Annotated in this window: 20 protein-coding genes; 16 read left to right on the forward strand and 4 right to left on the reverse strand. The window is 66.4% G+C overall.

The window, feature by feature from the left end:
* Positions 1–59: 59 nt before the first annotated feature.
* The 3 genes from gap to BH93_RS27410 form a co-directional block, all read right to left on the reverse strand.
* A complete protein-coding gene (gene gap / locus BH93_RS27400; protein WP_037174568.1) occupies positions 60–1,055 on the reverse strand; it encodes a type I glyceraldehyde-3-phosphate dehydrogenase in 996 nt (331 codons plus the stop codon).
* A 10-nt stretch (positions 1,056–1,065) separates the two neighbouring features.
* Entirely contained in the window at positions 1,066–1,650 is a 585-nt protein-coding gene (locus BH93_RS27405) for a TetR/AcrR family transcriptional regulator (protein ID WP_037174569.1), read from the reverse strand.
* A 651-nt stretch (positions 1,651–2,301) separates the two neighbouring features.
* The gene (locus BH93_RS27410; protein ID WP_165712994.1) at positions 2,302–3,579 is read right to left on the reverse strand and encodes a cytochrome P450 family protein; all 1,278 of its coding nucleotides are present in this window, start codon (positions 3,577–3,579) and stop codon (positions 2,302–2,304) included.
* 92 nt (positions 3,580–3,671) lie between these two features.
* Between BH93_RS27410 and BH93_RS27415 the strand changes: the two genes are divergently transcribed.
* Positions 3,672–4,682 carry a GAF domain-containing protein gene (locus BH93_RS27415; protein WP_037174572.1) on the forward strand — a complete coding sequence of 337 codons (1,011 nt, stop codon included), beginning with the start codon at positions 3,672–3,674 and terminating at the stop codon, positions 4,680–4,682.
* A gap of 142 nt (positions 4,683–4,824) precedes the next feature.
* Here BH93_RS27415 and BH93_RS27420 read toward each other — a convergent pair whose 3' ends face one another.
* On the reverse strand, positions 4,825–5,271 hold the full coding sequence (locus BH93_RS27420; protein WP_037174574.1) for a helix-turn-helix transcriptional regulator: 447 nt from the start codon (positions 5,269–5,271) through the stop codon (positions 4,825–4,827).
* 1,194 nt (positions 5,272–6,465) lie between these two features.
* Between BH93_RS27420 and BH93_RS27425 the strand changes: the two genes are divergently transcribed.
* The 15 genes from BH93_RS27425 to BH93_RS27495 all read left to right on the forward strand — a co-directional run bounded on the left by BH93_RS27425 (position 6,466) and on the right by BH93_RS27495 (position 21,395).
* Positions 6,466–7,770: a hypothetical protein gene (locus tag BH93_RS27425; protein ID WP_052065197.1), complete on the forward strand. Its 1,305-nt coding sequence runs from the start codon at positions 6,466–6,468 to the stop codon at positions 7,768–7,770.
* Positions 7,771–7,862: 92 nt separating this feature from the next.
* Positions 7,863–8,744 carry a hypothetical protein gene (locus BH93_RS27430; protein WP_165712996.1) on the forward strand — a complete coding sequence of 294 codons (882 nt, stop codon included), beginning with the start codon at positions 7,863–7,865 and terminating at the stop codon, positions 8,742–8,744.
* Positions 8,741–9,592 carry a MinD/ParA family ATP-binding protein gene (locus tag BH93_RS27435; RefSeq protein ID WP_037174578.1) on the forward strand — a complete coding sequence of 284 codons (852 nt, stop codon included), beginning with the start codon at positions 8,741–8,743 and terminating at the stop codon, positions 9,590–9,592. The genes BH93_RS27430 and BH93_RS27435 overlap by 4 nt, the downstream gene beginning before the upstream one ends.
* A 214-nt stretch (positions 9,593–9,806) precedes the next feature.
* Positions 9,807–11,453: a cutinase family protein gene (locus BH93_RS27440; protein ID WP_052065199.1), complete on the forward strand. Its 1,647-nt coding sequence runs from the start codon at positions 9,807–9,809 to the stop codon at positions 11,451–11,453.
* Between the two features lie 98 nt (positions 11,454–11,551).
* Positions 11,552–12,775: a C40 family peptidase gene (locus BH93_RS27445; RefSeq protein ID WP_052065200.1), complete on the forward strand. Its 1,224-nt coding sequence runs from the start codon at positions 11,552–11,554 to the stop codon at positions 12,773–12,775.
* Positions 12,772–13,353: a hypothetical protein gene (locus tag BH93_RS27450; RefSeq protein WP_037174579.1), complete on the forward strand. Its 582-nt coding sequence runs from the start codon at positions 12,772–12,774 to the stop codon at positions 13,351–13,353. The genes BH93_RS27445 and BH93_RS27450 overlap by 4 nt, the downstream gene beginning before the upstream one ends.
* Positions 13,350–13,964, forward strand: a complete 615-nt coding sequence (locus BH93_RS27455) for a hypothetical protein (RefSeq protein WP_155290989.1) — start codon at positions 13,350–13,352, stop codon at positions 13,962–13,964. Before BH93_RS27450 ends, BH93_RS27455 begins: the two co-directional genes overlap by 4 nt.
* Before the next feature lie 80 nt (positions 13,965–14,044).
* The gene (locus BH93_RS27460; RefSeq protein ID WP_037174581.1) at positions 14,045–14,368 is read left to right on the forward strand and encodes a hypothetical protein; all 324 of its coding nucleotides are present in this window, start codon (positions 14,045–14,047) and stop codon (positions 14,366–14,368) included.
* Positions 14,369–14,382: 14 nt separating this feature from the next.
* Complete coding sequence (locus BH93_RS27465; protein WP_037174583.1) at positions 14,383–14,688, forward strand: hypothetical protein; 306 nt, start codon at positions 14,383–14,385, stop codon at positions 14,686–14,688.
* 50 nt (positions 14,689–14,738) lie between these two features.
* The gene (locus tag BH93_RS27470; RefSeq protein ID WP_052065203.1) at positions 14,739–15,404 is read left to right on the forward strand and encodes a hypothetical protein; all 666 of its coding nucleotides are present in this window, start codon (positions 14,739–14,741) and stop codon (positions 15,402–15,404) included.
* A 35-nt stretch (positions 15,405–15,439) separates the two neighbouring features.
* Positions 15,440–16,297, forward strand: a complete 858-nt coding sequence (locus BH93_RS27475; protein WP_037174584.1) for a hypothetical protein — start codon at positions 15,440–15,442, stop codon at positions 16,295–16,297.
* On the forward strand, positions 16,291–17,814 hold the full coding sequence (locus BH93_RS27480) for a hypothetical protein (RefSeq protein ID WP_155290990.1): 1,524 nt from the start codon (positions 16,291–16,293) through the stop codon (positions 17,812–17,814). Before BH93_RS27475 ends, BH93_RS27480 begins: the two co-directional genes overlap by 7 nt.
* Positions 17,815–17,895: 81 nt before the next feature.
* Positions 17,896–19,386 (forward strand): SCO6880 family protein, encoded by a 1,491-nt coding sequence (locus tag BH93_RS27485; protein ID WP_037174586.1) that lies wholly within the window; start codon positions 17,896–17,898, stop codon positions 19,384–19,386.
* A gap of 27 nt (positions 19,387–19,413) precedes the next feature.
* Positions 19,414–19,677: a hypothetical protein gene (locus BH93_RS27490; RefSeq protein ID WP_155290991.1), complete on the forward strand. Its 264-nt coding sequence runs from the start codon at positions 19,414–19,416 to the stop codon at positions 19,675–19,677.
* 23 nt (positions 19,678–19,700) lie between these two features.
* Positions 19,701–21,395, forward strand: a complete 1,695-nt coding sequence (locus tag BH93_RS27495) for a hypothetical protein (RefSeq protein ID WP_155290992.1) — start codon at positions 19,701–19,703, stop codon at positions 21,393–21,395.
* Positions 21,396–21,443 lie beyond the last annotated feature (48 nt).

Genomic DNA, 21,443 nt, shown 5'->3' on the forward strand with positions numbered 1-21,443 from the left:
CAGAATAGCCGCGCAACGACTTCCTGACTACTAACGCCAAACATCCTGGCCAGCAACAACTAGCTGGTGAGACGTTCAGACAGCTCGACGAGTCTGTTGGAGAATCCCCATTCGTTGTCGTACCAGGCGAAAATCTTGACGTGGTTCCCCACCGCCTGGGTCAGCGGCGCGTCGAAAATCGCTGAATGTGAGTTGCCGACGATGTCAGCAGAGACCAGGGGCGCTTCGGAGTACGCCAGATACGGCGAGAGTTGGGGTGATTGGGCGGCGGAGCGAAACGCAGTGTTGATTTCTTCTGGGCCGGCCGGCCGGGACAAGATGGCGGAGAGATCGGTGATGGAGCCGACCGGCACTGGAACGCGCAGTGATACGGCAGTGAGCTTGCCGTCGAGTTCGGGAATGATGCGGCCGATGGTGCCGGCGGCCCCGGAGGAAGTGGGGATGGTCGACAGTGCTGCAGCGCGGGCGCGGCGCGGGTCGCTGTGCGGGGCGTCGTGCAGGCGCTGATCGCTGGTGTAGGCGTGAATAGTGGTCATCAAGCCCGATTCGACCCCGAAGGCATCGTGAAGGACCTTCACCATCGGCGCAAGGCAGTTGGTTGTGCACGAACCGTTGGAGAACACGTCGGCGGCGAGGTCGATCGAGTCGTCGTTGACACCGAGCACCACAGCTGGGACGGCGGCTCCGGCGGGTGCGGAAATGATCACTTTGCGGGCACCTGCAGCGAGGTGGTTGCGGGCACTGGCCCTGTCGGTGAACCGGCCCGTGGCCTCGATCACGACGTCGACATCTTCTTGGCCCCAGGGGATCCGGGACGGGTCACGTTCAGACGTCACGCGAATCGTGGACCCGTTCACGGCGATGCTGTTCCCGTCGACCTCGACACCGGCGAGGTGCCCGGCCACGGAGTCCCACTCGAGCAGTGTCGCGAGTGTGGCGGCGTCGGTGAGGTCGTTGATCGCGACGACCCGAACGTCTGCTCGGCTTTGCAGCGCGGCGCGTAGGTAGCTGCGGCCGATGCGGCCGAAACCGTTGATCCCGATGCGTACTGTCATGCGAACCTCCCTAGTTTCGTGTGCTGGTCGTGTTGTGGAGGCACGCTGCGTCCAGCAGCGCCGACGCGCCCCTGACGGCGGCGTCCATCGGGTCCTGTGAGCCTTGGGCACGAGCTAGGACGTAACCACCCTGGATGACCGCACAAAGGGTTCGAGCCAGCTCGGAAGCCACGATCGAGGACGGGAGCTCCCCCGCGTCGATGGCCTCGGCGACGGTCCGCTCCCAACGCTCGAGCGCGACGTCGAACGCGCCGGAGACGATGCCGATCAGTTCCGTGTCCTCGACCACCTGCGGGTCCTGCGTCATCCGCCCCACCCGGCAGCCTCGCGTCCCGGGCCGTGGCTCAGCCAAGTACCTCTTCATCCGTTCCAGAGGCGAACCGTCTCCCTCCAATAGCGAAGGGCCGCTGATCATCTGTCGAGTCACCGCCGACAATGCCTCGACCGCGAGTCCGTGCTTGCCGTCGAAGTGGTGGTACATGCTGCCCTGTCCGACACCGGCACGGGCCATCACGTCGCGAGGGCTGGTAGCGGCGTACCCCCGCTCCCATAACAGCTCGGTCATCGCATTGGTCAATTCGTCTCTGGCGCTCATCGATGTCAGTGTAACAACTAGTATGTACGTGGTGTGTAATACCGGCGAGGAGGAGAGTCTCGGTGGCCTCGGCTACTTCGACCTGTCCGTCAAGCTTCAGACCCGACAGGGTCTCTGCCGCAACGACAATTTGCAGTACATCGCACTTCAAGGACATGACCATCGAGACCAGTATGCGGACGAATTTCGTCGATCCAACGCCGTAATTATTTTCGCGAAACCGCCTTCAGGAGGTATCGGCGAGCACGCGACTACCTCAAGAGCCGACTCGAGGATGTGAACGACAACGGCACTGCGCGCGTAGCCGCCGGGACCTCAGCGGCCAACCGGAGCACCTCAACCTTGCCGCTGTCCAGCCCTGCGGGTGGGTAAGGATGAAAGCGTCGGGTGCAGTGAGAACCCCGCCGCTGCAAGCGCTCGCGTCGCCACTCCTCGCGTGATCGCGTCACGCACCATCTCGTAACGCCCGGTCAAGGGCGCTGCCGCCTCCAGCGTGGCTACCTCATCCCGGCTCACTTCGACGTCATATCCACAGGTGCTCATTAGACGGAGATTCCGCCAATTGGTCACAGTCAGATACGTCGCGTTACCGGTAAATGTCGTTACCAATCAAAGGCTCATGTAGGTCAGCGGTTTAGCGAGCGCGCCTGACTATCCGAGAAGAACCGGAAGCGACTGGAGACCGCGGAAAACGATGCTTTCACGCCAGCCAGCTGTGTCGTCTGCGTTCTGCAGTCGGATCGAGGGGTATGCCTCGAGCAGCTTCTTGAGGGCGATGTGGGCTTCGAGGCGGGCCAGTGGTGCACCGATGCAGTGGTGGATCCCATGGCCGAAAGCGAGACTGCCGCGAACAGCGCGACTTGGGTCGAAGGTGTCGGGGGAGGCGAACTTGGCGGGGTCACGGTTGGCAGCGGCGAGGCTGATCATGATGATGTCGCCGGCGTGAATAACGGTGCCCTCGATGTCGATATCGATACTTGCTTGACGGAGAGTCGTTGTCGGCAGCGGAGGTTCGATACGCAGAGATTCCTCGATGACGTCTCGGAGTTGGCTTTGTCCGGCCTGAAGGTGCGTCAGGGCTTCGCGGTTGTGCAGAAGGAGGTGTGTGGTGTTCGCGATCAAGTTGACGGTAGTCTCGTGGCCCGCGATCAGCAGTAGTGCCACCGTGGACATTGCCTCGCGCATTGAGAGCTGTTTGGAGCGGTTCGCCGTCATCAGGAGGGATAACACATCATCTGTTGGGTTCCGCCGACGTTTGCGCATCAACGGATAGATGATTTTGGCGAGTGTAAGTGCCGCGCGTCGAAGGTCATCAGGGTCGGCGACGATTACGTCGGACAGAACGCGTGAGGCCTCTCCGATGTCATGCATGTGCCGGTCGGGTACTCCGAGGATGTGGCAGATGACCTGCACGGGCAATGGAAAAGCATAGGCGCTCACGAGATCAACTGGGCCCGTCCGTACTTCGGTATCCAGGTTCCGAATTAGCTCGTCTGCATAGTGCTCGATCGTGGGCTTGAGTACCCTCAACGCTGCAGGGGAGAACGCACTCTGCACGACGCCACGCAACCTGGTGTGCTCCGGCGGTTCCGCGGCGAGCATATGACTGACCATCCACGGTGACGTACGTTCCCGCAGCCACGAGCGCAGCCGAGCCGACAGCTCACGCGGCTGCGCGTTCGGATCTGCGCCGGCCATAGTGTCCTGGGTCTTCACGACAGACCGGTCATTGAGTAGGCGGCGCGCAACGTCGTAGTCGGTGATCATCCATCCGCTGACTCCCGAGGGAGATGTAAACCTGTGCAGGGGACCGTCATTGCGCAGTTCCCGATAGAGATGCTGCGGTTCTTGAAAAAATGCGTTGTCGAAAGTGACGTGCTGCGGCATCGGCGTGGTCGTCCGTTCTGGTCGGGCTGCCTTGCGAGTCATCGGACTGAGGTGACCCATGGCACAGGGTGAGATACTGCTGGCTTCATGCTGTTGTGTGGGTGACCGTCGGGGTCCCAACGGGAGGTTAGATCGTGACAAACAACCAGGCAAACGGTCCGAAATGGCTACTGATCGAAGCGTTCGACGAGACCGCAGATCCGACGATCGTGTCCGAGGGCACTAACCCCAAGCCCTTTATGAAGCTTGGCGGCATGTTCAAGACACCGGAACGCCGCAAAGAAATCCGCAGTGTGATCGACGGTCTTCGTAGGACGAAGGAGCCCCTCGATGTTGTGCTTGGCGACCGACGAATTATCGCCCATCCACTTCTTCTCGAAGGCCGCCTGCACGCAGCATGGCTGCTGGCCGGGCCGTCGACCATGGAGGTCCCACCTCACAACGACGCTGGAGCCTGGATCATCGACCTGACGACCTATACCGCGCTGGGCAGCCAGGAGTGGGCCGAGATGGCTGACCTACCACCCGAACACCGCGGACAGGAACGCAACATCGGAGCAATGTTCGACCAAGTCGTGATGAAGGACGGTGGCGAATCGCGCGCCCTGAGCCTGATCGAGACGAAAACAGTTGGAGCCGGTTACCAAGGCGACTGGATCGTCGAACGTCGCGACGGTTCGCAGTGGCGTGCACATTTCTCGTTGCGGATTCTCGACGTCAAACGGCATGGAGAGGTCCACCGGTGCTCTGTTGGAGTCAGCCAGAACCTCGGTAATGTCGTACAGGACGGGCCCCAGTCGTTGATGCTTCTCGAAGGCCACTACCTGCGCATGGCCCGCGCTGAAGGCGAGCACGCAGCCATTGTCAGCTCACGGACCCTGAACTTCATTCGTTGGGTCACAGCCGCTTCGGATCGCCTCGCATGGAAGGGCGTAGACGATGAGCCAACTCCCGGCATTCACCCGGACGATCTAAGCGAAGCGATACTGCTGATGCGACGGGCGGAGAGTCTGGGCCGCAGCGAAGGCCAGATTCGCATGATGGGTGTCGACGGCGCCTATCTACCGTGTGAATTGGTCATCGAACCTGTGGCCCTGGACGGCGAGGTTCGCGCGGCCTTCGTACTGCTGCGCCATCAGGTGTAGACAGCTACCTGACCGGGCGGTAACATCTCACGACGCGCCCCCACCAGGGGATCTCCCCGCTCCCGCTTGTCGGGACGGCTGCACATGCGCAAAGGCCTATTTTTTGCTGTGCAGATTCGGGGAATCGATGGTTGGTCGGGTTTTAGGGCGCAACGCCAGGCGGTCGCCGGCGCGTTCTCGCGTATGCCGCATTCACTTCGTCGACCGTGCATCCGAGTGCTTCAGCCAGCCTTTGCGCCGTGTCTGGCTTCAACCGTGCCTCCGCTCGTTCGAGCGCGCCCAGCGCGGTAGTCGACATCCCCACCTTCTGGGCGAGCCGAGGCTGCGTCATCCCAGCCAGCACCCGAAGGTCGCCCAGATAGCGGTCATCCTCGTCCAGCACGACGAACTCACGAATCGAAATAGACAGCGCCTCAGCAACTTTGAGCAACGTATCCACCTGCGGAGTAGCGCTGCCGGTTTCCCATGCGTACACCGCTCCAACACTGATGTCCGCCAGACGCGCGAGGTCGGCGCGGCTGTAGCCCGCGTCTTCCCTGTGCTGTACCAAAGCGCTCCGCGAAAAGCCGCGCAAGATGCGTCGGCTCACTCGCACGCCTCCTCGTTCCTCATGACGCATAACTGTGCCCGACTCCGATCCATGAAGTCCCCGCGTGGGGTTTTACATTGACGTGTTAAAAATAGGGTATAGATTGAACTCGAAAGGAGGGGGCATGGTGGTACCTAAGAAGTTGGGACATGCCTCGATTTCGACTGACCTCAGCTTGGCCGGGCTGTCGGTTCGATCTCGAGCCTTCAGTCATGCCGTAATGCTGCTGCCGGGCGGGATGGCAGCAGCGGCGCGGCGGCGAGGTTTCGGTTGTGCGGAACCGAAACTTCGCCGCCGCGAACCATTTTCGCTGTCTCACGCGCGCTCACGATGGCGAGCAGAACAAAAGTTTTAGGAACCCTCAGCGTCATCGTTGATTGGACGTCGCTGGCGACGCCGAGGGCCCTTTCTCCATCGAACTCCACAACCAACCACCGGTCTCGGTCAAGTACGGGCTGCAACCCGCACTGAACCATTGGCGACCTTTAGTCGATTCGAAGGACGACTATGACATCTTCGCACTTTGGCCTTCCGTTACGCCTCGGCCTCGAACGTACGTGCCCGGCGATCAACGTGCATGTGTTCGGGTTTGCCGAATGCTCACTTGGATCGGTGCCTCACCGCACTCATCGCCTGCTGTGTGAAGCCACTGGCGAGGTGCTCGGGGAATGGACCGACGACGATCCCGTATTCCGCGATCCGTGCAGGAAACCGCAGCCCCGTATGACCGAAACAGGCAGTGCTGCCTAGCAACCCAGACCCGGTTAGTCGCCTGTGACGTCTAACCGCGAGCCACAGGAGCCCCCGACGCCCTGTAGCTCGATCGGTGGACCGGCGCGAGGGCCGCGCAGTAAGCGCATTTCATCATGTTCGGTGCTGCGCGGCCCCGCCGGGACATCACCTCTGTTCCTCACACCTGTTCTCACAGAAAGGATTCAGAAAACCGATTTGGATTTTCCAGCAGCCTTGGTTCTGGCAAGTGGTCTTCGGCGGGCCGTGACGCCCCAGCACGTGGAGTAAGACCGCCGGACCGCGAGGGGCGGTATCGGAAGTCTCATACCTTCCGATCCCGCGCCCGTCCTGCCCCGGAATCCACTGCGCAGTAGCTCGATTCGCCTTTTCTCCTCCGACTACACATCGAATTGTCCGCACAGTAAGCCCATCTAGCTCTTCAGCTGTCCATCGAAAGGAAGAATGTTGAAAGACAACAACTCTCAGGGGAGTCACCGCCGAGTCGCGGCAGCTTCTCGCACTGCGTTGGTGGCCACTGCCACCATGGCAGTGGCTGCGGCGTTCGCGGGTCCCGCGTTCGCAGACAACGTCCAGCCTGGTTTGTCGACGACGAGTCCGAGTCAACCCGGGCTGGCCACGACCGCTCCGGCACCGGCTCCGACTCAGGAACGGGAGTTCTTCATCCCACCGTCTCAGCGGGTGCAGGAAACCCAGTGGCGCAGCTACGACGACTATCGGTCGGGCAATCAGCAGTCCTCGTACCAGAACACCTACTACGAGCCGGCCCCCGCGCCGCAGGCAGCACCGACCCAGGCCCCGCCCGCATTGCAGGCAGCTCCCCCGCCCCCGCCGCCGGTCCCCACACTGCAGCGCAAGGTCATCGCCCCGATCGACGCACCCGAGGGCTACGTCCTCGTCGGCGGAGAGCTGGTGCCGTACGACCCGAACCTGGTCGACCGCAACCAGGTGAAGAAGTTCAACAACACCGTGGCAGCACTACAGGCCGACGGCGGAAACTGGCTCGTGGACAACGGTTTCGCCGATGCACCACGGGCCGATCGCATCGCGGCCGGTACCGCAACGGGTGTCATCACCGGTGGTGCTGTCGGTCTGGCCGCATCCGTGGCCCCAGCCGCAGTGATCACCGGCACCGCCGCTGCCATCGGCGGCGGCCTCGGTGTCGCAGCCACCACAGGCACCGGCGCGGTTGTCTGGGGCGGCCCTGTCGGCTGGGTCTTCATCCCCGGAGCCGCAGCACTCGCCGGAGCTGGCGTTGGCGCAGCGCTGTCGGCACCGATCGTGTTGGGCCTGACCGGCACCGGCGCTGTCATCGGCGGCATCCTCGGTGCCACCGTTCTCGGCGGCGAGCAGCAGATCATCGAAGAGCCGGCCCCCGCCCCGGCGGTGGTTCCCCCGGCAGCCGACAGCGTCCCGGTGATCCCGTTGGCCGCGACAGTCGATCTCCCTGGAGCCGTCGGACAAGTTCGCGACACCCTCGCTGCCGACCCGAACGGCCGCCAGGTGCTCGCGGCCGCCGACACTGCGGTTCAGAACGCGGCACCGATCGTCGAGAAGACGGTCACCGACGCGTCGGTGTGGACCGCACCTGCCGTCGAAGCTGCACAGGGCTTCACCTCGAAGGCCCTCGAACAGCCCGCCGTGGCACAGACCGTCGCGGCAGCGCAGTCCGCAGCAGCTCCCGTTCTCGACCAGGCGAACAAGGTCGTGAGCGACGCGTTCGCTGCATTCGCACCCACCCCGGCCTGACCGATCGGGCACGACCGGCCACCACCGGTCGTGCCCGGCACCCGGCCACCGCCACCACACACAGACCTTTTCGAGAAAGGAGGACACCGCAGATGGCTGTCTCGAATCCCGACGACGACCAGTGGTTCGCGCCGCTGCCCGCCGAGTCGAGCCCTCCGACATCGCAGCGGCCCGACGCCTCCGAACCGTCGACGCTCCATACAGCCCCGCCGCAGGCGTACTCCGATCTCGACCAGCCCGCCGATCTCGGCGGGCGCGTTCTCACCCTCCCGGCGTCGACGGCGGCCGTACCGCCGTGGCAGGCCGTGCTCGACGCCGCCGCGCGCACCACCGTGCAGAGCGCACCCGGCGACGCCTCGACCCTCGACACCCGCCCGTCGACGCCGCCGCGGGAGAGCTGGCTGCGACGCAATCGCGCCGCTCTCGCGGTGGCCGGATCACTCGCAGCGATCGCAGCGCTGGCCACAACAGGGTTACTCGTGGCCACCGGCACCGACGAGACACCCGCTCCCGTCGCCGCAGCGCAGAGCCACGAGCAGGCCCAGAGCGCCGCACCCACGACCACCACCGCACTGGCGACGACCACCCCGAAGGTGCTCACCGCGGCCGAATGGTGCGCACAGCAGACCGGTGGCCAGCACGCCTCCGCTGATTCCCCGGACCCGGAGCTGGCCGTCATCGGCCGCATCGAAGACGCCTACTACCTCTCCCGCGACATGGCCGCCGTCAACGCCCAACTCGCACCAGGAGTGACAGTCAAACCCGACGAATTCGCCGCCGCGATCGCCGCGATTCCGGCCGGCACCGACCACTGCGTCCTGACCACTCCACTCGGCCCCTCCCAGTACCGCGTGACCCTGATCGAACGCCGCCCCGGCGGCGAGCAGAAGCGGTTCGCCTCCGCCATGACCACCCAACGCACCCCCGACGGCACCAGCGCCGTCATCACCGCGATCGGTAGGGCCCCCGAATGACCGAATCCACCACCGACACCGGATATCTGGCGTGGCTTACCCCCACCCCAACGTCCGGCGAGACCGACGAGAACCCAGCACCCGAGCCTGCTGCTCCCACCTCGCCCCGTCCCGGCACCGGCGCCGCCGACGACCCGGTGGTGGTCGTGGTCGCCGGCGCCCACGGCGGATCCGGTGCCACCGTCGCCACGGTGCTGCTGGCACTGATCGCTGCCTCGGAAAGCACATCACCGGTGATCGCCCTCGACGGAACACCCGTCGGCGGCGACCTCGCCACCCGCACCCCCGCAGGACAGAGGTACCCCACCTACTGGCAGGACTGGTTCGTCGGTGACAGAAGCGAACCGGCCGCCCTACCCGAAACCGGCTGGTGCGCCATCGTCCGCGATCGGACACTGCCAGAACAACACTCACCGCTTGCAGATGCGGTAGCGGCGCTGCGGGCAATGGGTCGCTCGGTGATCGTCGATGCCGGCGCATCGGTGGGCTCACCCTGGTTCGAGGCCGTAGCGGATCTCGCCGACCACATCGTGGTCACCATCGACGACCGCGCCGGAGCGGCAAACGCCGCCCGCCCGGTCCTATCGATGCTGCGTCAACGCCTCGGAGCCTCGCAGATGGGGCACGCCGTCCAGCTTCTGGTCACCTCGCAGCGCCCCGGAATCGACCACGTCACCGGCCCGCTGGCAGACGCACTCGCCGGCCGCGTCGCGGGCGTGCACCACCTGCCCTACGACCCCGAGATCGCAGCAGGAATCGAGATCGACCCCGCTCTGCTGTCGAGCTCGTCGTTCGATGCCGCCCACACCGTGCACACCCGCACACACCCGAAGGCCGAGCAGCGATGACCGACCCCAGCTACCGAGCCACGTACCGCAGCAGCCCCACCGGCTATCGCACCGGCCCAGCTCGGCCGACGCCCCGTCCGTGACCGGCCGCGCTCCCACGCACCGCTGCCGCGGTGCCCAGTGAAACCGAACGCATCCATCGCCTCCTGTTCAGCGACTACCGAACTGCCGATCGCACACCAGATTTCACGCTCAACGACGGACGGAGAACACGATGACCACCACCCCACCCCGCAGACCGGTACACACCCGGTTCGCGATCGTCGCCGTGACCACGGGGGCGATGATGCTCGCCGCCACCGGCGTCTCCTACGCCGAACCCGCACGCACACAGACCGATTCCGGCTCCTGCGATGTGCTGCACGTCTTCGGCTGGCAGGGCACCGGTGAATCCGGTGATGCCGCTGAGACCGACCTCGATACCGGATTCCTCGGCACAGCGATCACCATTCCGCTGCGACTGGCCGCCGATCAGGTCGGCCGCACGCTGATCCCGTACGCCGCGAGCTTCGGCGGCAAGCCCGGTGACAGCACCGATCTTCCCTACGCACAGTCCATTTCCGATGGCCTCGAGTCGGGGTCGAAGTTCCTCTCCGACTACGCCGCCCGCTGCCCCGGATCACCGGTCGCTCTCACCGGCTACTCCCAAGGTGCGCAGGTCGCCTCCGAGATCGCCCGCCTCATCGGCGCGGGCAAAGGCCCGATCCCCGCCAAGGACGTCGCCGCAGTCGCCCTGTTCTCCGACCCGACCCGCCCCGCCTCGTCCCCGGTCTTCCCCGGCTCGAAGACCCCCGACCAGCCGACCCCGCCGCCCGGTGTTCCCGCAGGTGACCTCGACGGACTCGCAGTCACCGCCCCGGCCGCGGACGGCGGCGGCATCGCCCCCACCATCGACGCACCCTCGGCCACCGCCTCGCAGACCGGATCACCGAGCAGCACCGCTTCGTTCGGGCAGCTCTCGGGCCGAGTCGCACAGTTCTGCACCGCCGGCGACCTCGCCTGCTCGATGCCCGCCAAATCGACCATCGCATCGACGGTCACCAACATCGCCGGACAACTGCACCTCGAGCAGCAGGACCCCCAGCAGACCCTCATCGACCTCGCCGGTGCGGTCGGCGGAGCCTCACTGCGTACCGCCGCCGATGTGGTCACCAACGACGTCGACTTCAAGAACGGAAAATTCACCGTCGCCAGCGGCGGCAAGACCGTCCTGGGCCGGTTGGCCGAGAACTCCGCTCCCGCCTCGGACACCCCCGAAGCCGACGCGAAGATCATTCGCGCCGTCGTCAAAGCCGGAGTCATGGGCCTGGGCGCAGCGGTCACGGTCGCCAAGAAGGTCCTCACCCCCGCCACGATCACCGAACTAGCCACCGTCGGCCTGTCCAACCCTCCGGTCGCGCTCGCCTCGCTCGGAGCCAAGGTCGGAGCCGCGGTCGTCTCGCTGTTCCCGCCGGCCACCATCTCCTCGGTGCAGCGCAAGATCTACCACGAGATCAGCCAAGGGATCGAAGAGAACCAAGGCCTACTCACCCTGGCCACCGATGTCCGCTACTGGGACACCGTCCGCCTGCACGGCACCTACGACCAGGTTCCGGTCACCGACGACGGCCAGACACCGGCCAAGTTCACCGTCGAATGGTTCACCCGCCTCGCCTCCGCCCTCGCATCCGGAGACAGTGCGCCCGCCTCGTCGACGCCGCGCAGCTCGACCTCGGCGTCCACCACACCGACGAGCTCGACAATGCCGACCACGGCGACTCCGCGTACCTCCCCGACTCTGCCGCAGGCCTCGGGCAGCTCCACCTCCCGCACTCTTCCGACCTTGGCTCCGATGACCACCGACTCCGGCAGCGAGCAGTGATCGCCACCTCGCCGCTGATGTACACCCCGCGCTGACACCGACCCGCACAGTTCTCCGTCCGACCGGCCACACCACCACCGAGTAAGGAAACGACCTCCATGTCCAGTAGCAGCACTGGCTCCGACGCCGCGACGAAGATCGTCGCCGGCGTCGCCGCGGTGCTCGTCGCTGTCGTGATCTCGGTGGTGGTGCTGTTCGTGTCCTCCGGCTCGGACTGCGCGGTCCCCGGCAGTAGGGAAGCGTCCGGTCAGGTCGGAGCCGCCGACGGCAGCGGCACAGCCGGTCTGAACGAGAAACAGCTCGCGATCGCCAAACAGACCGTCGCCATCGGTGAGGCGATGGGCATTCCGGAGCAGGGCATCATCATCGCCCTCGCGACCGAGTCCCAGGAGTCGACGTTCCGGATGCTCGCCAACTCCAACGTCCCGGATTCGCTGAACTACCCCCACGACGCTGTCGGATCGGATCACCTGTCGGTCAACCCGTTCCAGCAGCAGGTCACCATCTGGGGCGATACCGCGACCCTGATGAACCCGGTGACCGCGAACCGCCTGTTCTATCAGCACCTGCTCGCGGTACCGGGATGGGAGACGATGCCGGTCACCGTCGCCGCGCAGACCGTCCAGGGCTCGGCCTACCCCGACGCCTACGCCGATGACGAAACCCTCGCCCGCTCGCTCTACGGCGAATTGAAAGGCGCAGGCAAAGAGCTCTCGGCCGCCGACAAGGCGATCCTTGCCGACGCCGGCGCCTCCGCAGCATCGACCGCCGTCCCGGTCGCAGACGGCGGATCCGGAGCCGGATGCGCAGCGTCGGTGTCGAACCCGAACGGCCCGACCTTCACACCCGGCGGACCGTTCGGGCAGAACGTCATCGCCGCGGCGATGCGCTGGCTCGGCACGCCCTATGCGTGGGGCGGCGGCAACACCGACGGCCCCACCAATGGCATCAGCGACGGCGGCGGCGCGGCAGATGCGAACGGCGACACCGGAAAAGTCGGCTTCGACTGCTCCGGCCTGACCCTGTATGCGGTGTTCCAGGCATCGGGCGGTGCAATCAGCCTGCCGCACTACACCGGCGACACCTCCAACCCCGGCCAGCTGTACGACCCACGCGGACAGGACATTCCGCTCGACCAGAAGCAGCCCGGCGATCTGATCTATTTCGGATCCGGCGGCAACACCCACCACGTCGGGATCTTCTACGGCGTCGACAACGGCACCGAGATGCTCCTGAACGCACCGCAATCCGGAGACGTCGTCAAAGTCCAACCACTGTCCGACTTTTCAGGAGAAACGATGTACGTCAGGAGATTCGGATGACACCCACACCCACCACCCACCGCCGCACAGGGGCAGCGGTCCTCATGGTCGCCGCCGGTCTTGCTGTGCTGACCGGTTGTGGAACTTCCACAACCGACACCCCACCGGCCCCCACGGTTGCTCCTGCGCCCTCGTGTACCGCCGGTATGGACTCCGCGACCGGCGCGGACCTGTGCGACCCCGAATCGGTGATGACCACGGCCGTGTCGGTCCTGTACTCCTACCACCCGGCCACCCAACCCCAGAAGGGCGTCGACATCGACTCCGCCGCAACCCTTCTCGACCCCGGCTACATCTCCCGGCTCGGTGTCTCGTACTCCGCCCTCGCCCCCGTCACCGGCAACACCTGGGAGCAGTGGAAAGCAGAACGATCCACCGTGACCGCCGATGCTGCGATCGGCAGCGACGATCACCCCGCCGACACCGACACCACCGTGTCCCGAGTGGTGACGGTGACCCAGACCGTCCACGACGCGGCCGGCGATCCGGTCTCGGCATTGCCGACGATGGCGGTCTACACCTCCGTCACCCGCACAGGACAGGGCGGTTGGGCCGTGAGCGGGGTGAGCGTGCGATGAGCGCCGCCCACCACCACCCCGGCGATTCCCCGGCCCCCCACCCCGACATCTGGCCCGGCGCAGTCCCCCGTACGCCCCTGTGCGCGGAGCATCCGCTGGTGTGGCTGCTCGGCGCGCACGGCGGCGCGGCCGTGTCGTCGCTGACCGCCTCGCTCGACTGGGCCGGTAACGCTCAGCGCCGGTGGCCCTCCGGTGTCCACGGCGATTCGCCGTTGGTGGCCATCGTCGCCCGCACGCACCTGTCCGGGCTCACGGCCGCGCACCGGTTGCTGATGCAGCACTACAACCGCGAGGTCCCCGGCGAGGTGCAGTTGTTGGGTCTGATCACCGTCGCGGACACCGACCGTGGACTGAGCAGTGACCTCAAGCGTGAGCTCGACCGCGTCGAATCCCTCGCCCCGGCGGCGTGGCGTCTCGGCTGGATCGAGCCGTGGCGACACATGCTGCCCGCCGATCTGCCCTCGTGGGGCCCGCGCAGCACCCTCTCCCAGGACAAACGGGCCCGCGCCGACACCACCCGGACACCGGTCGCCCCGATCCGCGACGTCCTGCACCCCGGGTTGCTCGCCGCTGCCGCAGCAGCTCTCGATACCGGGCCACCGCCCACCTGACCACCGTCTACCGGCCCACTGACCGGTTCGGGTTCGACCGAATCCGAACCTCCACCCCTCACCCACCGAAGGAACCGATCATGTTGCTCACCACCCTCACCGCCGCCGCAGACCTCGCCGCAGCAGCCGATATCCAGCCACACACCGATGTCCTCGCCCAGGTCGGCCCCTCCGGCGTCGAGGCACCTCCGGGCGCGGACAAGTACCAGACCTTGATGAACATCGTCCTGTGGGTCGTCGCCGGCGGGCTCGCGTGTGTCGGCGTCGCTGCCGGATTGAAGTTCGCCATCGGCTACCAGGACGGAACGAACTCACGCGGCCAGCAGATGGCGCTCGGTGGCGTCGCGATCGGTGCCGTCTTCTCCGGCACCGCAACGGCGCTGGTCAACACACTGATGTTCTGACCGGACACCGAACAATGACGCTGGCACTGTCCTCCGCAGCCGCCCACGCCTCGGCGTCGCTGCTCGCGGCCATCCCCACCGGCGACGAACCCCGCACCCCACCGCCGGAAGCAACCGCCCAGCTCGAGCAGGTCGGCCGGTACTTCTTCTGGTTCGTCACCGGGGCGCTCTCGATCGCCGGCGTTCTCGCCGGGATTTATCTCGCGGTCGCCTACAGCCGGCACGGGCAGCTCGGAGAGGGCGAAAAACGCGTCGTCGCCGTCGCCATCGCCGCGGTGGTCGTCGGTAGCAGCGGCGCCTGGGCACCCCTGCTCCTGTAAGGCCCTCGGCCGCTCCTGTGACCGCCCCACCTACTTCGAGGAGAAAAACCATGGCACACAACACCGTTCGCCGAGTAGTCGTCGGGATCACCGCTGTCCTCGCCCTCACCATCGCCGGATGCGGCTCCGACAGTGCCGATCCGGACGACGGCAGCGACGACACGCAGGTCGTCGATGTCGCCGCCGTCCCGGAATCGGTGACCTGGACTCCCTACCAAGGGGTCTCGGTGCCCTACAGCAGCATCGACGGCCCCACCACCGGTACTGTCTCGGCGGCACCGACCGGATACAGCCACACCCCGCAAGGTGCGATCCTGGCCGCGATCCAGGCCCAGACCCGACTCGCCCTCGCACCGGATTCGAGCTGGCCGCAGGTCACCGCAGCCTTGGTCGCACCCGGTGCCGGACGAGATGCGTACGCCACCGCACGTGCGGGGGCCTCGATCACCAGCGCCGCCGACCCCGCCACGACCGCCGCGTTCGCCGGATTCCGGGTCCGTGACTACACCGACGACACCGCTGTCGTCGACATTGCGACGACCATGCCGGGCGGGCAGCTGACCTCGGTCCCCGCGACCGTCCTGTGGCGCGGCGACGACTGGAAGCTCCTGCTCCCCGACCCCAGCAGCGACGACAGCGATATCGCCGCCCCGGCCGACACCGACCCGGCCGAGCTGCCCTCTCTCGACGGGTTCACCTCGTTCTCCGCATCCTGACCGTCCACCACCCAGAGCGAAAGGCCCAGTGCGCCATGAAGGAATCCCCGTCACCCGAGCAACCGAACTGGCTCGACGAGCACCCGAAAGCGCGGTGGCTCGCGACGTCACGGACCACCGGCCTGTTCTCGGTGGCGTTCGTTCTGCTCGTGATCGCACTGGTGGTGGTCCTGATCGTCCACGGCCGCGTCTCCGACGACAGCCCCACCGCCGCTCCGCAGACCACGACCGCCACACCGGAACCCTCGGCGTCGACGCAGCCCGACCCCGGCGGGAGCGGCTTCGGGGTCTCGATCGCCGATCCCTTCGGCCGCGAGATCGCCGTCCCCCTCAACCCGCAGGGCCAGATCCTGCCGCAGTCCGACCCAGGCGAGCGGCCACCCTTCGACAAGAACACCCCGGTCCCCGCACCCCTGGGTGTGAAGTGGCAGAAGATCGGCTCGACCGCCGCGCCGTTCTCCACCTCCGACGGCCCGACCCGGATCGAGGGCCGCTACGCCACCGGCTACGCCCACACCCCGCAAGGCGCGGCCCTGGCCGGCTGGCAGATCTTCGCTCGGATGCTGCGCAGCGGCGACGACACCCGCGAGGGTTACCGCAACCACGCCGTCGGCCCGCCCGGCGTCATCGACACCATGGTGGCCAAACTCGCCGCATCGGACGATCCGAACTTCACCACCAACAAGCTGATGTTCTTCCCCGAAGCATTCCGCATCACCTCGTACACAGACGATTTCGCGGTCATTCAGTACGCCACACCGCGCGGTAACAACCAATGGGCACTGTTCCAGCAGAGCACCACCTGGGCCGACGGTGATTGGAAGATCACCGCCACCGAAGCCAAGCCTGTTCTGCCCGAGATCTCCTCGCTGGTGGGGTGGACCCGATGGTGACCACTGCCGCGCGCACTTTGACGCGGTGGACCACCGCGGTACTGGTCATCGCGGCCGCAGTGCTCCTCCTCGGTGCGCCGAGCGCACTGGCACAGCCCGCAGACCCGCCCGCCGACCCGTCTGCGGTCCCGGCCGAGCAGGACGATCCCGGATTCTTCGACGCCTGCGACACCGTCTCCGACGCGATCGACTTCCTGCCCACCGTCGTCACCGACACCGCATGTAAAGGGCTCACCGTGGCCACCGATCCCACTGGGGCCGTCGGAGCGGCCACGTCGTGGGTGGCCGCCGGCGCGGTCGGTGAAGCAGCCGAAGCGTTCCTCGAGGGGTTCGGGCAGGCGATCAACCTCATGTTCACCTGGTGGCTGAACGTTCCGCTGCCCGATCTGGCGAACCCGGAATCGGTCGGTGCGTTCCACGCCTACCTGTACTGGATCAACGCCTCCCTGGTCGCGGTCTCGATCGCAGTGTCGATGGTGCGCCTGGCGTTCGCCAACGCCGCCGCCCGCAACGAACGAGCAAGCGAATCGGCGAAGATGCTGGCCCGCACGGTGTTCGCGACCGCGACCTTCGCGCCCGCACTGGTGGCCATGCACGCCGGATCGGTGGCCATGGGCCGCTGGATCGTCGACGACGCCGCAGGCGGCAACATCTCCGGCGTCCTGGCGAACCTCACCTCGGTCTCGAACGTCTCGGCCACCCTGTCCGCCGGGCTGATGTTCATCTTCGGCCTACTCGGGATCATCGGTGCCCTCGTCCAAGCACTGTTCGTCGTCATCCAGTACGCCCTGCTGATCTGCGTTGTGGGTTTCCTCCCCACCGCCGCCGCCGGATCGGGCACCGCTCCCGGCGACCAGTCGTACAAGAAGATGATCGGCTTCGCCATCGCGACCGTACTGTTCCCACTGTTCTCGGCCTGCGTCTACGCCCTGGCACTGTGGTCGGCCGGCAGCGACGACCCGATGAGCCGGTTGTGCGGAATGGCGCTACTCGCCCTCTCGTGCCTGTGCCTTCCAGTTCTGCTCCGTCTGATCGTGCCCGCCGTCGCCGCATCCGGCGGCGCATCCGGCGCATCCGCACTGGGCGCGATCGGTATCGGCACCGGAGCCGTAGCGGGCGTGGCGATGAAAGCAGCGTCCTCGTCCGGATCGGGCGGAGGCGGATCGAGCATGACCCCGGCCACCGGCGGCCGCAGCAGCGACGCCCCCACCGGAGCGCAGGCCACACCACCACCCTCCGGATCGAGCTCAGGCGCAGGCGCAGGCGGGGTAGCCGGTCGCAGCGGCGCAGCGGGCGCATCCGGAGCGGCCGGAGCATCAGGCGCATCGGCAGCAGGTGGAGCCTCAGCCGCGGGCGGAGCAGCAGCCGCAGCAGGCCCGGTCGGCATCGCCGCCGCCGGAGCCAAACAAGCCACCGCCGCAATCGGCAAAGGTGTCCAAGCCGTCGAAAGCGCAACCGGAGCCGCAGCCGGAGACGGCCACCGCGACGGCCACGGATCGGGCGGTCGATCCGGATGAGACACCGGCGAACGTCCACCCCCACAGAGCCGGACCACCGGCCGCAACCGACCACAGACGACACAGCAGGAGTGAACCGCGATGAGTAACCAGAGCGATGAACGCACGATCCGCACCTACGCCGGGTGGTTCAACGAACGCCGTGTCTACGCGTTCGGTCTGACCCCGGTCGCCTTCGGAATCCTCGGGGCCGTCGTGATCGTGGCGCTGGCGATCATGTTCCTCGTCTCGGTTCTAGCGGCACTGGTGGTCGGCGGTATCGGGTTGCTGCTGTGGTTTCCGCTGACGATCAACGTCGCCGGCAAGTCCGCCTACGAGGCGCTGTTTTTGACTCGCCAATGGGGCCGCCAGCAGCGCAAGGCCCAGCACATCTACCGGGCAGGACCACTGTCGAACCAGGCCGGCGGCCGCGCACGCCTGCCCGGGATCGGAACGGCGATGGAACTGTGGTGGGCACTGGACAAGTTCGGCAACCGCTTCGGCATCGTCCGGATGCTCGACACCCACCAGTACACGGTGGTGCTGCGCTGCCGAGTCGGCGGCGCAGCAGGAAACGATCAGGAATTGATCGACTCGTTCGTCGGATCGTGGGCGAACTTCCTTGCCGCACTGGGCCAGATCGGCAACGTCGCCGCGATGACCGTCACCGTCGAAACCCTCCCCGAGACCGGCGAGCGGGTGCGGGCGAACATCTCCGCGATCTGCGATCCGGACGCACCGGCCGAAGCGTTGGCGATCATGGCCGAACGCCTCGCCGCCGCCGACAACGACGGCCAACGGGTCCACTCGCGGATCTCGATCACCTTCGATTCCACCAGCCCCGCCCAGCGCAAGGACCCGATGATGGCCGCCGCCGTGATCGGCAACCAGCTACCGGTATTCTACCAGCAACTCGCGCACTGCAACGTTACCGCGCTCCCGATGACCGACCACGAGATCTCCGCCGTCGTCCGCCGCGCCTACGCCCCCGAGCAGGAAGCGGACATCGAATCGGCCCTAGCCCGTGGCGATTACGTCTGCGACTGGGCCGACGCGGGCCCGATCACCGCCGAAGAAACCAAAGACACCTATCTCCACGACGCCGGCGCATCGCGGGTCTGGGTCATGCGCACCCCGCCGTCCGGATTTCCCACCGAACGGGTACTGGTCGGACTGCTCTCCCCCAATGCCTCTGTTCCGCGTAAGCGCATCACTTTGATCTACCGCCCCTACAGCCCCGGCGATGCGACCAAGACCGTCGAAGGCGACTTCAAATCCGCTGTCGCCAAGGTCAATACCGCTCGCGGCATCGTCGCCGCCGAAGCCGAGATCGAGATTCAAGCCACCCAGGCAGCACGACGAGCCGAAGCCCGTGGCCACGGCCTGGTGCGTCTGTCGATGGTCGTGACGGCAACCTGCCTCGACGAAGACGACCTCGACGCCCTCGAACCCGACATGAAGGCCCTCGCCGCCGGCGCTCGGTTGAACCTGCGCCCGGCCTACCGCCACCAAGCCGCGGCGTTCCTCTCCGGCCTCGGAATCGGTGTCCTGCTGCCCGATCACGCCACCATCCCCAAAACGCTGCGCGCCTGAACGCCCACCTCACCTAGGAGAATGTCGATGAACAACAACCACACACCCGGCCAACCCACATTCCTCGAAACGCTCGGTGGCAAGGCGATCCCCCTCGGCCACAAAGAAGGCCTGATCGACCTCACCGTGACCGTCAACGGTACGACGACTCGCCTCGATCCGCCGGTGTTCTCGACGACGAACAAAGCCGACATCGTCTCGGGTCGACGCGATCACGCGTTCACCGACGGTGACGGGTTCATGGCCCGCGCCCTGCGGCATCGCCGCGCTACCGAGAACGGGCCACTGTGATGGCCGGTCTGGGCGGGAAGTTCATGCTGCGCAGGAAGATTGCCGATCTCACCAGGGCAAGCGAGCCACGCCAAGCCACCTCAACTCGTGCGGTCACCGACCCGATGCGGGTGGCCCGCGAGCGTCGCCGCGCCGACGCCCGCGCACGAGCAGCAGCGGAGAAAGCCGAAGTACGGGCCGCACGTCTGGCCCGTGACCCCTCCCGCACCGACCGCGCCCAGTACCCGTGGCGCAAAGCCGCTCCGATGCGGGCACGCGGGTTCATCGGCCGCGGTGGTGGCCGGATGGGTGTGGTGGACAGCCCGCCGAGTTTCCGCGCGACAACCGATCAGGCGTGCGGAATGTGGCCGCACTACGTCGGCACCGGACACCCCCAGATCGGCACACCCCTCGGTATCGATCCTGACACCGGCCAAAGCGTCTGCTACGACCCCATTTCCGCGGTCTATCGCGCCCGCCTGCAGAACACCCCGTCGGTGTTCCTGCTCGGTCTTCCCTCCCTCGGGAAGTCGACGGTCGGGCGGATCATCGTCGGAGGTGCGATCGCCCAGGGTCAGATCCCGATCATCCCGGCCGACCTCAAACCCGACCAAGCCAAATTGATCGAGGCCCACGGCGGCAAGGTGATCCGCCTCGGCCACGGCGAGGGCCACCTCAACCCTCTCGCTGTCGGCGCTCTGGGAACCATCATTCCCCTGCTCGACGAATTCCCGGAGATCCAGCGCAAGGTCCGCGCTCAGGTCTTCCAGCGTCGACGTCGCCTGGTGTTGGGGCTGTGCGAGCTCGAACGCGGCGGAGAGCTCAATCAGAGCGAAACCAACGTCATCTCCACCGCTCTGCGTGAGCTCGACGCCGATTCACGGTTCACCGCCGAGCATCCACCGCTGCTCAAGGACCTGTTCGCGCTGATCGAGGCCGGATCGCCCGAGCTGCACCGCAAGACGCTCACGCTCGGCAAGCCCGACCGCTACGCCGAGAAGGTCGAACCGCTCCTCGAAACTCTGATCGCCCTGTTCGACGGCGAACTCGGCGAAGTGTTCTCCCAGCAAACCACCACCCCGATCGACGTCTCCGGTGACCGGCCGCCGGTCGGGGTGTGCGTCGATATTTCCGGCATCGGTATCGACGATCCCAAGCTGGAAGCGGCGATCATGCTCGCCTGCTGGTCCGATGCCTTCGGTGCGATCGAGGCCGCTCACGTCCTCGCGGACGCCGGGCTGCGCCCGCAGCGGCACTTCCTGGTGGTGCTGGACGAGCTGTGGCGCGTCCTGGCCGGCGGATCGCGGATGGTGCTGCGCGTCGACCAGCTCACCCGCCTGACCCGCACCCTGGGGACGGCGCTGATGATGATCACCCACACCGTCAAGGACCTCGAAGCCCTCGACTCCGATGTCGACATTTCCCGGGCCAAGGGCTTCATCGAACGCGCCGGAGCGGTGATCGTCGGCGGACTGCCGACCACGGAGATGGACAAGCTCGATTCCATCGTGCCCTTCACCCGCCAGGACCGTGACCTGGTCGCCTCGTGGTCGACCCCGGCCGGGCACGACGACAGCGGACGCGAGATGTCCCCGCCCGGCCGCGGCAATTTCCTGCTCCGCTTCGGCACCGCCCGCAGCCCCGGAGTCCCGTTCAACACCGTCCTGACCCCCACCGAGAAGCGTCTCGACTACCACAACACCAACACCCGATTCGACAACGTCTCCCACGCGGCGTGAGCCCGAGACAGGAACGCACCCATGACAATTCCGCACTGCCTCGCCCCG

Origin of the sequence: Rhodococcoides fascians A25f (assembly GCF_000760935.2) — a bacterium.
GTDB lineage: Bacteria > Actinomycetota > Actinomycetes > Mycobacteriales > Mycobacteriaceae > Rhodococcoides.